Source organism: Thiomicrospira sp. WB1, assembly GCF_001507535.1.
GTDB lineage: Bacteria > Pseudomonadota > Gammaproteobacteria > Thiomicrospirales > Thiomicrospiraceae > Hydrogenovibrio.
The window spans coordinates 22,745-34,566 of sequence record NZ_LQBN01000003.1 but is presented as its reverse complement, the minus strand read 5'-3'; the positions used below and the strand labels follow the sequence as shown (position 1 = coordinate 34,566).

Here is an 11,822-nt window from a genome sequence, read left to right as displayed (position 1 = left end):
GTCACGGTTAAAAGAATCAGAATGATTATCTTTCTGTCAGGCGGTCACAGGGTGCAACAATCATGAATCTGCCCGCAAATCAGCGCGCACCGCCGAGCGTTCAAACCAATCCACCAGAAAGTCAATCAACGCCCGGGCCTTACCGGACAGATAACGGTTTTGCGGATACACCGCATACAACGCCAATTCAGGAAAACGGTACGCAGGCAGCACCGGCACCAATTCCCCTGCCAACAGAGCCTGACGGGCGAGAAACTCCGGCATCACCGCCAGGCCCAGCCCGGCACGGGCCATGTCCACCAGAAAATGTCCGTTATTGGCCGACAGACGCACCGGTTGTTGCAACGTCACCCATTCCCCATCTGGGGCTTCCAACGTCCAGCTCTGGGTGCTTTCGCCTTCATAACGCAGTACCGGGTGCGCCTGCAAATCGGCCAGCGTATTAATCGCGCCATATTCGGCCAGATACCCCGGGCTGGCCACCATGACCAACCGGATCGGCGCCAGTTTTCGGGCCTGCAGATTGGACGCCTCCAACTGCCCGATGCGCAGAGCCAGATCGAATCCTTCTTCAATCAGCCCAACCTGGCGGTCCGAAAGGTCCACCGACAGCTTCACTTCTGGCCACTGCTCGGCAAAGCGGCCCATTGGTTCAGAGAGATGATCCAGCCCGAACGACAACGGCAGGGACACCCGCAGCGGTCCGCTCAAATGCGCCTGATCGGTTTGTGCACTTTCCTGCAAGGCCGCGACCGCCTCGCGCACGGCCAGCGCCTTGTCATAAACCCGCTGGCCTTCTTCGGTCAGGCGCGACTGGCGGGTATTGCGCTGCAGGAGCTTCATCCCCAGTTGCGCCTCCAGATCAGCTAGGCGCCGACTCACCGCCGACTTGGCGACATCCAGCTGCTCTGCCGCTTTGCCGATGCCACCGGCTTCGACCACCCGGATGAACACCTCGATTTGTTCCAGTTGTGCCACTTGGCCTCCCATCACATGCCGCCCCAACGCACCGTTCTCAGATTCACAACAGAGTATTGCCCGTCCGGGCGTTTTTTCGGGGCAATCCCTGCGCTAAGATTACCAAAACAAGCCAATGATCAGGAGATAAATGCATGAGCCATCTGACCTTGACACACAAAACGCAGGGCCACGCCGCCACGGACGGCGCGGGCATCAAGCTCACCCGTCTACTGGGCACGCCCGACTGGACCGATGCCGACCCGTTTTTGATGCTGGACCGTTTTGCCACCGACGAACCACAGGATTATCTCGCTGGCTTCCCCCCGCACCCGCACCGGGGCTTTGAAACCGTGACTTACCTGATCGAAGGGCGGATGCGCCACGCCGACAACCAGGGCAACGAAGGCGTGATCGAATCCGGCGGCGCGCAATGGATGACCGCTGGTGCCGGCATTGTGCATTCGGAAATGCCGGAACAGAAACAGGGGCGCCTGCACGGCTATCAGCTCTGGCTGAACCTGCCCGCCGAAGACAAACAGCAACCGGCCAGCTACCGGGACGTCAAGCCTGAGGAACTGACCGAATGGACGGACGATGCCGGACGCCGCTTTCGCCTGCTGGCCGGGGACATTCGTCAGGAAGACAAGGTGTATCAGGGGCCGATTCAGGCCGAGGCCACGCAAGCCCTGTTTGTGGACATCACTCTGCCCGCCAACCAGGCCTGGTCATTTTTGGAAACGCCCGAACACACCACCTTGCTGGTCATGATCGAAGGCAGCTTGAACGACCCGTTTGACCTGTCAACCGGCGAACTGGCACAAGTCAGCGGTTCAGGCGAGCTTACGGCGGGCGAAAACGGCGCTCGCTTTCTGTTAATCAGCGGCCAACCCATCAACGAACCCGTCGCCCGACGCGGCCCGTTTGTCATGAACACCCAGGCCGAACTCAATCAAGCGTTTGAAGACTACCGACTGGGGCGGTTTTAATGCCAAACGCCACTGAACGCTGGGCCAATCATGACTGACTGAGCCATTCAGTCAACGTTTGCCATAATTGATTTGCCTGATCGGTTTTACCAGATCGAGTGAGACGCTTGGTTTGGGTAGAAGTAATTAGAGTCAAAGCATTATCCGGCTGGTCAAAGCCGAGGTTGGCGCCGACTTGGTTGGCGCAGATCATGTCGAGTTGTTTGGTTTTGAGTTTGGTTCGGGCGTGGGCTTCCAGATTTTCGGTTTCGGCGGCGAAGCCGACCAGAATCGGGCCTTTGCCGTGGTTCTCGGCTTTCTGCTGACCGGCCCAGCCGATGATGTCGGGGTTTTTGATCAGTTTGAGAGTCAGCTCGTCGGTGTCCGGCGATTTTTTCAGCTTTTGCTCGGCTGGTTCGGCCACGCGATAATCGGCCACGGCGGCGGCGCCAATCAACACATCCGTCTGCGCAAACTCGGTCTGCACGGCGGCCAACATCTGCTGAGCGGTGGCCACATCCACGCGCCTGACGTTTGCGGGTGTGGGCAAGCTCACTGGCCCGGCAATCAGGGTGACGCTGGCCCCCGCCTGTGCCGCGACGTCAGCCAGCGCAAAGCCCATGCGCCCGGAGCTGCGATTGCCCAGAAATCGCACCGGATCAATCGGTTCCTGCGTGGGTCCGGCGGTGATCACCACCTGCTTGCCTTGCAAAAAGGCCTGGGTTTTTAACCAGGCCTGGTCATTTTCGGGTTGGGACGAAGCAGGCACAGTGGAGGAAACGGATTCGGTCGCGGACACAATCTCGATTTCGTCCGCCAGCCGCCCTTCGCCGGTTTCACCGCAGGCCTGTTCGCCTTCGCCCGGGGGAACGATCTGTACGCCGCGCGCTCGCAGCATCTGGACATTCTGTTGGGTGACCGGCTGTTGCCACATCACCCGGTTCATGGCTGGCGCCACCACCAGCGGCCGGTCGCTGGCCAGCACCAGTGTGCTCAGCAGGTCATCGGCCAGCCCGGCAGACAGTTTGGCGAGCACATTGGCGGTCGCCGGAGCGATCACCATCACCTCCGCCCACCGGGCGAGTGCGATGTGATCCATGCCCGCTTCCTGTTCCGCATCAAACAGGTCGGTGCGCACCGGATGCCCGGACAGGGCCTGAAAACTGAGCGGAGCCACAAACGCCTGCGCCGAGTCGGTCATCACCACCTGCACCTCGTGCCCGGCCTTGCGATACAAGCGCACCAGATTCAAAGCTTTGTAGGCGGCAATGCCGCCGGTCACGCCCAGCAGAATGTTCATGCGCGCTCCTCGTCCATCGCGGCGATCAATTCGGCAGGCAAGCGCGCCGGACGACCGTTGCAGGTATTGACACCAATGGTGCGCGCGTCCACCATCAACTGGCCGTCGTCACGCACAATCTTCTGTTCAAACACCGCTTTCATGCGCCCTTCTGGCACCATGCACACCGTGACCTCAAACCGGTCATTAGGTTTGAGCGGGGCCTTGTAATCGAGTTCGGCACGAATCAGCATCAGGTGAACGCCCTCGCGTGTGAGGGCGGCAAAATCAATGCCGTGGTGATGCAAAAAGGCATGGCGGGCATGTTCCAGATAGTTCTGATAAACGGCGTTATTGACCACGCCCTGCAGATCGCATTCGTAGTCGCGCACCTGCATCGACACTCGAAACATTGTCACTTTTCCTTACTTCCGATACTATACGGGTATTCTAGCAAAAGAACCGGGAACCCGGCATGGCCATTTGCCACTGGCATGAACACGACCGCCCCAGAGAAAAACTGCTCCATTTCGGCGCCGAAAAGCTGAGCGATGCCGAATTATTGGCGATCTTTCTTCGCACCGGGGTGTCCGGCCAGAGCGCAGTGGCGCTGGCGCAAACCCTTCTGGACCAGTTCGACACCCTGTCGGCTCTGCTGGGCGCCTCCTACGATGATTTTTGTCAGGGCAAAGGACTGGGCACGGCCAAATACGTGCAATTGCAGGCCGTGCTGGAAATGTCACGCCGCCACTTTCAATCCGGCCTTGAAAAAGGCCAGGCCCTGACCGAACCCGAAATCGCCGCACGTTACCTGCAACATCATTTATCCCACCAGTCCCGCGAAACCTTTGGCCTGTTGCTGCTGGATCAGCAACACCAACTGATTGCGTTCGATGCGTTGTTTACCGGCACGCTGAATCAAGCCAGCGTTCACCCCAGGGAGGTCATTCAAAGCGTGCTCGATCATCAGGCCGCGGCAGTGATTCTGGCACACAATCACCCTTCGGGAGATCCCACGCCCAGTGAATCGGATCGACACCTGACCGAGCGTCTGAAAACGGCACTGGCGACGATTGATGTGCGCTGTCTTGATCATTTGATCATCGGCGATCACGGTCGCTGGCATTCCATGGCGCAACGAGGACAACTATGACCCGGTTAATTCAAATGCTTCGACAGCTACTGGGCGGTCTCTGGCTTCTCTTGACCCTGACCGTCGCCATGGGGTTGAGCGGTTGGGGCCTGGCGCAAAGCAACTTTCTGTATTCGGCCTGGTACGAACCGGCCAAGGTTGCGCAAACGGTGGCGACCCATGCGCCTCAAAACCCGTTTAAAAAAGGGTTTGAACAGACCAGCGCTGCCACCCAGCAGCGTCTGATCGCCGACCTGGTGAACGCTCTGCAAGCGCAAGGTCAGGGGTTGGCACAATTGCACTACACCACCTCAGAGACAACCACGACACTGCTGCGTCCGGGCGAGGTGGCGCAACTGACCCAGCTGTCTCAAACCATTGAGGTCGCCACAAAATTCTGGTGGTGGGCCCTTTCAGGCTGGGGCCTGCTGACATTATTGCTTTTGTGGCAACGCTGGCTTCCTGCCCCGACTCAGGCCTGGTGGCTGATTGGGTCAGTTGGGGTAATCAGCCTGTTGACGCACCTGTTCTGGGGGATGATCCCGGCACTGAAAACCCTGTTTGACGCCCTGCTGCCCAACTGGCCGCCATCGCTTTTGCATTATGACCACTCTTTGCTAATGACCCTGCTGGCCACGCCCGATTTATTTGTGTGGACGGCTCTGGTCTGGCTGACCGGTACGCTGGGGGGCCTGGCGCTGTTGGCGCACAGCTTGCGCTCACTGGAAGCGCAACTGGTGGATAAGCACCCGCCTTATATGGTGTAAACGGTTTGATTTCAAAAGAAATGCCGTTTCAGGGCTTGCTTTTATCAGGGTTATCCGTGATAATTCCGCTTCTTATTTTTCATCACTTGGCCAACACCACATTGGCCGGTCTGTGAAAATTTAGAAATATTCGAATATTTTTAATGGCCTTTTTTGCACTGCGGACGCAGTCAATCAGGGTGTTTGAGAGGATTAGAGAAATGTCGAAAGTATGCCAAGTCACAGGTAAAAAACCTGCCGTCGGTAACAATGTTTCCCACTCTCATCGTAAAACTCGTCGTCGCTTTCTGCCAAACCTGCAAACGCACCGTTTCTGGGTGGAAAACGAAAGCCGCTTTGTGAAACTGCGTCTGTCCACTGCGGGCATGCGCATCATCGACAAAAACGGCATCGAGTCAGTGCTGGCAGAGATGCGTGCACGTGGTGAGAAGGTTTAAGGAGTGCCATCATGCGCGATAAGATCAAACTGAAATCGACTGAGAGCGCCTATTTTTATACCACGGATAAAAACAAGCGCAATATGCCCGGAAAATTCGAGATCAAAAAATTTGATCCGATTGTCCGCAAGCATGTGATCTTCAAGGAAGCCAAAATCAAGTAATTGAAACTGGCTTGTTTGACGCAAAAAACCCGGTAATTTTACCGGGTTTTTTTATGTCTGAACGTCAGTGGCCAAGCAAACAGAGAGGAGAACAATCCGATCAAATCATGCAGGTTTGGTTACGTCCCTGCTGCTTGGCCAGATAAAGCTGCTCATCCACACGGTGGTACACTTCTTCGGCTTCCAAGGACTCATCCGAGTCGCAATAGGCGGCACCAATGGAAAAAGTCAGAATGCCCTGAGGCGCGTCCGGGTTGGCAATGGCGCAATCAGACACCGCGTGACGAAGGTTTTCGCAGTACTCGTAGAAGGCTTCAGGGGTGGGCATGGTGGTGATCACCAGAAACTCTTCCCCGCCCATGCGGAAGATGTAATCCCCACTGCGCGAAAAGCGCAATTTGAGAAGTTCCGCCACTTGCACCAACACCTGGTCGCCGTGCTGATGCCCGAAGTAGTCATTGACCTGCTTAAAATAATCCAAATCCAGCATGGCTACACACACCGGGTTTTTCTCTCGCTGATGGCGACTGAGCTCTTTCGGGAACTGCTGATTGAAGAAACGGCGGTTGTACACGCCGGTCAGCTCGTCTTGAATCGACAAACGTTCCACTTTTTTGCGGTCACTGATGTCCACCCGGGTGGCCCAGACCTGACGCACTTCGCCCTTCCAGTCACGCACCGGGGTAAAGGTCAGTTCCACCCAATACAGCTGCCCGCTTTTCTTTCGACCCTGAATTTCACCGCGCCAGCGCTTGCCTTCCAGCAACAGGGTCAGGATTTTTTCCTGACGGTGGCTGTCAATCTGGTCAGTGGACAAGTCAAGGTAATTGAGCGCCTGCAAATCCTCACGGCTGTAACCGGTCAAGCGCAGGAAGCTGTCGCTGGCTTTGACAATGCGCATGGTTTCCAGATCAATCAGGGTGGCGTAGGTCAACTCATGAATCTGGTCAATATAAGCCTGTTGGCGTTTTTTCTGATAACGGTACACCAGTGCCAGCGCAACCAAAATCAACGCCAGCAACAGCACCGAACCCGCCAGTTTCCAAAGCTGTTGCTGATCGAGCTGATTGACCACTTCCAGCCGAATCCAGCGATTGTAGATTTCGCGGCGTTCCTGCTCGCTGATCGAGTTCAGGGTCTTTTGGATGATGCCGAATAAAATTGGGCTGTCACGACGCACCCCCATGGCCAGTTCAAATCGCTGCTCCGATTGACCGATCACATGCACGCCGGTCAGCCCATGCTGGTTCATGGCGTAGTTGATGGCGCCCAGATTACCGGAATAGGCCCGTGCGCGCCCCTCGATCACGGCTTCAATGCCTTCTTTGACCGAATCCACTTTTAACAGGCGAATTTCAGGATAATGGCGTCGCATGGTCTCTTCCGACCAATACCCCCTGACCACCGCCACGGTTTCGCCGTTCAACTGTTCGTAATCCTGAATGTAGGACATGTCTTTCAGCCCGAGCAGCACCATGGGAAACGACAGATAAGGCTGGGTAAAGCGCATATACTCCTGCCGCTCAGGCGAGCCCACAGCACAGGAGTACATATCCAGCTCGCCGCGTTCGGCCATGCCCACCACCTCGGCCCAGAGCTTTTCTTTAACCGGTTCAAAGGTCACCCCAAGGCGTTCTTCAAACAAAGCCAGATAGTCGGCGGCGATCCCCTGATAGCGCCCGGACGGATCAATAAATTCAAACGGTTCCCAATCAATGTCATTGCCGATGCGGATCACCGGATTGTGCATCAGAAACGCCTGCTCCTGAGGCGTCAAAACCAGACTGCTCGGCTGAAACAGAAACGTATCCCAATCCGTATTGCGGTAGGTCACCTCACTGATCATGCCGGCATCGCGCGCGCTGGCGGCGGTGGCTTTGACTTTGGCCACATCCACGTCGCCGATGGGGGTATTGCCACTTTCCACATATTGACGAGTTAATTTGGCCTCTGACAGCAGCGCATCACGCGATTTGACCACGTTGAAATGAGCCATGATGTAATCCACCACCGACTCAGGGTTAGCCAGAGCGTACTCCCAGCCAGCAATGGTGGCGTCACGAAACGCCTGAACCTGACTGGAATGCTGACGCGCAAAATAACGCGAGGTCACCAGCATGTCACCATAGCTTTGCGAGCCATAAGACTTCGGGTCCAAAATAAAAAACGGCACGTCCAGCTTGTTCAACCGATAAGGCTCATTGGTCATATAAGCCGCATACAGGTCCACCCGACGCTCGATAAAATCTTCCAGGCGCCCCGTTGCCGGTACCTCAATTACAGGCTGGTCACTGAGTTTCTGGATCTGGCGCATCAGGTTCATCACCTGCATGTTGTGCTGGTGCATCACCGTCTTGCCACCGGCGTCGGCCAGGTCATTAATGCGCTCATGGCTGAGCAACACCATGGGCGAATACTGAAACGCACTCATCACCAGCCGAATCGGCGCGCCTTCGGCATAGTCGGCCACCAGCGTGCTGTAACCGACCGCAAATTCGGCCTCTCCGGCACGGACCACTTCCGCAGGACGGGCGCTCGGCACCCAATCCTGAATCTCGACCTCCAGTCCGCGCTCGCGATAATACCCTTGCATCTGCGCGGCATAGAACCCGGCAAACTGAAACTGGTGATGCCAGTTAAACCGCACGCGAACGGTCTTCAAATCCTGTTCATTGCTGACTTGCGGGGTCTGAGGCGAGGCAGCCAGAACAGGCTGAAAGGTAAACAGCGCAGACAACAGAGCAAACGCGCCACCATAGATTAGCCATCGACGGACCGAATAAAACGTATAGTGTGTGCAACCAAACACTCGAGGTGTTCCTTTTCTCTTTTGAAATCAGTGGTCAAACCATCATGTCATTGACTCGGGCACTGCCCCGAGGCGCTTAACAAGTTTACCAAACTCCCTCTTGGCCCGCCGTAAAAACCACAAAAACCTTTAAAAAAGAGATGAATATCACAACTGAACGCGCTTCGTTGCAGAGGCCCGGGCCTTGTGTCACACTTATTTTCGTACTGTCTTTTCCTTCAGAATTCACCGGGTCCCGCCCGAAGGAGTTTTTGCATGTCGACCACCCTGACCATCAATGAGCAAACGCATTCCCTGGACATTGACCCCGACACGCCGCTTTTGTGGGCACTGCGCGACCACCTGCAACTGACCGGCACCAAATTCAGTTGCGGCAAAGGGCTGTGCGGTGCCTGCACGGTCCTCGTCGACCAAAAACCCACGCGCAGCTGCATCACGCCAGTCTCGACCCTGAACCAGGCTCAGATCACCACGATTGAAAGCCTCGACCCAAACCATCCCATTGTGCAGGCCTGGCAAAAAAAGGATGTGCCTCAGTGCGGGTACTGCCAATCCGGCCAGATCCTCTCGGCCGTATCGCTCTATGAACAGGCGAAAACGGCTGACAAACCCAGCGATGACGCCATCAAGACCACCATGACCAATTTATGTCGATGCGGCAGCTACCCGGAAATCAAACAGGCCATTGATCTGTCCTTTGCCACCAACCCGCAGGAGGCGTAACCCATGAAAGCATTGATGCAATCCAAGCCAACGCCATCCAACGCCGTCGAAGAAATCGGCCCAGAGAACCCAAGCCGCCGTGCCCTGCTCAGAGCCGGCTTGATTGCCTCGGGCGGCCTTTTGTTTGGCTTTCAGCTGCCTCTTGCACGCAAAGCCCGCGCGGCTTCTGACGCGGACGCGCAGCAAACATCCAATTTTCCGGTTCAGGGCTGGCTGCAACTGACCGAGCAGAACGAGGTGGTCCTGATCGTGCCCGTTTCTGAAATGGGGCAGGGGTCGCAGGCGGCGCTGGCCATGATCATGGCGGATGAAATGGGGGCCGACTACCCTCGCATTCAAGTGAAAACGCCGCTGAATGACCCCATGTACAACAATCCGATGTTCGGCATGCAGTTAACCGGCGGCAGTACCGCCGTGCGCGCCTGGTGGGAACCCCTGAGCAAAGTGGGGGCGACCCTGCGTGCGATGCTGTGTCAGGCCGCCGCCGAGCAATGGGGCGTGGCCCCACAGGACTGTGACGCACGCGAAAACCGGGTCATTGAGCGCCACAATCATCGCCAGATTGATTTCGCCGAATTGCTGCCCACTCTGACGCAACAAACAGCGCCAGCCGATCCGCCTTTGCGTCACCCCAGTGAGTATCAGTACATTGGTCGTCCCATGCCTCGGGTGGACACCCCCGCCAAGCTCAACGGCCAGGCGCAATTTGGCATAGATGTCCAGTTGCCCGGCCTCCTAACCGCGACCCTTGCTCAGGCGCCCGTATTCGGCGGTGACATTGAGACGTATGACGAGGCCGCTGCCAAATCGGTGAAAGGCGTGAAAGCAGTGGTCGAACTGCCGGGCGCCATTGCCGTGGTCGCAGACGGTTACTGGCCGGCCAAAAAAGGACTGGAAAAGCTCAATCCCCAATTCAGTGTCGGTGCCATGCCCGAGCTGAACAACACACAAATCGAAGCCCGACTTCAGGCCGGATTAAACAAAGACGGCGAAACCGTCATCGAATCATCGCAATCGGCCTCCGGGCAAGTCTCGGAAACCATTCAGGCAGACTACTACGCCCCGTATCTGGCGCACACGCCGATGGAACCCATGAATGCCACCGCCCATGTCACCGACAGCCACTGTGAGGTCTGGGCGCCCACCCAAAACCAGACCCAGTCAGTGCAGGCGGCGGCCGATGCCAGTCTGTTACAGCCGGATCAGGTCACTTTGCACACCACCTATCTCGGCGGTGGCTTTGGCCGACGGGCCTATGTGGACTATGTCACCCAGGCGGTCCTGCTTTCGACCGAAATGCAGGCCCCGGTCAAGCTGATCTGGTCCCGCGAAGAAGACGTGCAACATGATTTTTATCGCCCCGCGGCCCTCGCCCGATTCGATGTCGATCTGGATGCCGACGGCTACCCGCTTGCCTGGCGCAACAAAGTGGTCACCGACTCGGTGATGGCCGACTTCACCGGTGGATCGGACACCATGATCGACAGTGCCATGACCGAAGGTTTGGGCGATCAGGCCTACCAAATTGCCAACCTGTCGCTCAAGGCTGTCCGCGAAAACTTTTCTGTCCCCATCGGTTTCTGGCGATCGGTCGGTCACTCCTTTACCGGCTTCTTTCTGGAGGGCATGGTTAACGAACTGGCACACCGCCAGCAGATTGACCCGTTCGCGTATCGTCGTCAACTGCTCAAAGACGACGCCCGCATGCACGGCGTGCTGGACCAACTGGAAGCCCTTTCCGGTTGGCAGAAACCGGCGGCAGACGGCATCGGGCGCGGCATGGCCTGCGTGGAAAGCTTCGGCAGTTTGGCCGGTCAGGTGGTCGAAGCCCATTTGGAAGACAAGCAAATCGTCGTGGATCGGGTTTACTGTGTGATCGACTGTGGACGTGTGGTCAATCCCGAAATCGTGCGACGTCAGGTGAGCAGTGCGGTGATCTATGGACTGACTGCCGCGTTACAAAGTGAAATCCACTTTGAATCGGGCCGTGTGCAGGAGAGCAACTTTGACGACTATCCGATGCTGACCCTGGCGCAGACCCCGGACATTGACGTGGAAATTGTGGCCAGCGAGCAGGCCCCCGGGGGTTATGGTGAGCCCGGGTTGCCACCGGTTGCGCCTGCGCTGGCTGGCGCGATTCTGTCATTGACCGGCCAGCCGGTTCGACGTTTGCCCATTAAAATCTAGCCGACCTCGGCCATGGGCACCGCGCTTGGTTCAACCGAAGGCGGCTTGCCCGCCAGCTCACGTCGATAACGACGAAAGGCCTGGGGACTCATTCTGGGCAAAGGCCAGTGTTCGCGCAGATTCTGCAAGGCTTCATACGCTTCCTCCAGGCCTGCAAACAACGCCACAGAGCCTTTGGCGCCCACAATGTGATAGCCGCATTCGTCTTTTTCAAGACAATAATGTTGTGTGGTCATACGCCCTCCTTGTGTCTGATGAAAGCCGTTGACGAGCCTTTCGCCTGACTTTCCGGGCCTACTTTCTGTATCGGCCAATCCCGGCGCAAGCTTAGATTGACGGATCGCTTGTTAAGCGACGCAGCAAAGTTCGCACCAGTTTGCCCCACCGTTTTATAATGCG

At 56.9% G+C, this 11,822-nt stretch carries 12 protein-coding genes; 7 read left to right on the top strand and 5 right to left on the bottom strand.

Annotation, left to right across the window (positions count from 1 at the left end):
* Positions 1–60: 60 nt before the first annotated feature.
* Positions 61–990, bottom strand: coding sequence for a LysR family transcriptional regulator (locus AVO41_RS07285; protein WP_235584699.1), 930 nt, complete (start codon positions 988–990; stop codon positions 61–63).
* Between the two features lie 122 nt (positions 991–1,112).
* Between AVO41_RS07285 and AVO41_RS07280 the strand changes: the two genes are divergently transcribed.
* The gene (locus AVO41_RS07280; RefSeq protein WP_068584953.1) at positions 1,113–1,946 is read left to right on the top strand and encodes a pirin family protein; all 834 of its coding nucleotides are present in this window, start codon (positions 1,113–1,115) and stop codon (positions 1,944–1,946) included.
* A 28-nt stretch (positions 1,947–1,974) separates the two neighbouring features.
* Here AVO41_RS07280 and coaBC read toward each other — a convergent pair whose 3' ends face one another.
* Positions 1,975–3,225, bottom strand: coding sequence for a bifunctional phosphopantothenoylcysteine decarboxylase/phosphopantothenate--cysteine ligase CoaBC (gene coaBC, locus AVO41_RS07275; protein WP_068584950.1), 1,251 nt, complete (start codon positions 3,223–3,225; stop codon positions 1,975–1,977).
* Positions 3,222–3,617, bottom strand: coding sequence for a thioesterase family protein (locus tag AVO41_RS07270; RefSeq protein WP_068584948.1), 396 nt, complete (start codon positions 3,615–3,617; stop codon positions 3,222–3,224). The genes coaBC and AVO41_RS07270 overlap by 4 nt, the downstream gene beginning before the upstream one ends.
* A 62-nt stretch (positions 3,618–3,679) precedes the next feature.
* Between AVO41_RS07270 and radC the strand changes: the two genes are divergently transcribed.
* The 4 genes from radC (at position 3,680) to rpmG (ending at position 5,704) form a co-directional block, all read left to right on the top strand.
* Complete coding sequence (radC, locus tag AVO41_RS07265; protein ID WP_068584940.1) at positions 3,680–4,357, top strand: DNA repair protein RadC; 678 nt, start codon at positions 3,680–3,682, stop codon at positions 4,355–4,357.
* Complete coding sequence (locus tag AVO41_RS07260) at positions 4,354–5,103, top strand: hypothetical protein (protein ID WP_068584938.1); 750 nt, start codon at positions 4,354–4,356, stop codon at positions 5,101–5,103. The genes radC and AVO41_RS07260 overlap by 4 nt, the downstream gene beginning before the upstream one ends.
* A 200-nt stretch (positions 5,104–5,303) precedes the next feature.
* A complete protein-coding gene (gene rpmB, locus AVO41_RS07255) occupies positions 5,304–5,540 on the top strand; it encodes a 50S ribosomal protein L28 (RefSeq protein ID WP_068584936.1) in 237 nt (78 codons plus the stop codon).
* 11 nt (positions 5,541–5,551) lie between these two features.
* On the top strand, positions 5,552–5,704 hold the full coding sequence (rpmG, locus tag AVO41_RS07250) for a 50S ribosomal protein L33 (RefSeq protein ID WP_068584933.1): 153 nt from the start codon (positions 5,552–5,554) through the stop codon (positions 5,702–5,704).
* A 100-nt stretch (positions 5,705–5,804) separates the two neighbouring features.
* Here the strand turns inward: rpmG and AVO41_RS07245 are convergent, their stop codons facing one another.
* Entirely contained in the window at positions 5,805–8,513 is a 2,709-nt protein-coding gene (locus AVO41_RS07245) for a diguanylate cyclase (RefSeq protein ID WP_235584698.1), read from the bottom strand.
* Between the two features lie 255 nt (positions 8,514–8,768).
* Here AVO41_RS07245 and AVO41_RS07240 point away from each other — a divergent pair, with 255 nt between their 5' ends.
* Both AVO41_RS07240 and AVO41_RS07235 read left to right on the top strand, forming a co-directional pair.
* The gene (locus AVO41_RS07240; protein ID WP_068584930.1) at positions 8,769–9,236 is read left to right on the top strand and encodes a (2Fe-2S)-binding protein; all 468 of its coding nucleotides are present in this window, start codon (positions 8,769–8,771) and stop codon (positions 9,234–9,236) included.
* Positions 9,237–9,239: 3 nt separating this feature from the next.
* Positions 9,240–11,423 (top strand): molybdopterin cofactor-binding domain-containing protein, encoded by a 2,184-nt coding sequence (locus AVO41_RS07235; RefSeq protein ID WP_068584927.1) that lies wholly within the window; start codon positions 9,240–9,242, stop codon positions 11,421–11,423.
* On the opposite strand, the gene AVO41_RS07230 is transcribed toward AVO41_RS07235, so the two are convergent.
* Positions 11,420–11,659 carry a hypothetical protein gene (locus AVO41_RS07230; RefSeq protein WP_068584924.1) on the bottom strand — a complete coding sequence of 80 codons (240 nt, stop codon included), beginning with the start codon at positions 11,657–11,659 and terminating at the stop codon, positions 11,420–11,422. The two genes, AVO41_RS07235 and AVO41_RS07230, sit on opposite strands and share 4 nt — an antisense overlap.
* Between the last annotated feature and the right edge of the window lie 163 nt (positions 11,660–11,822).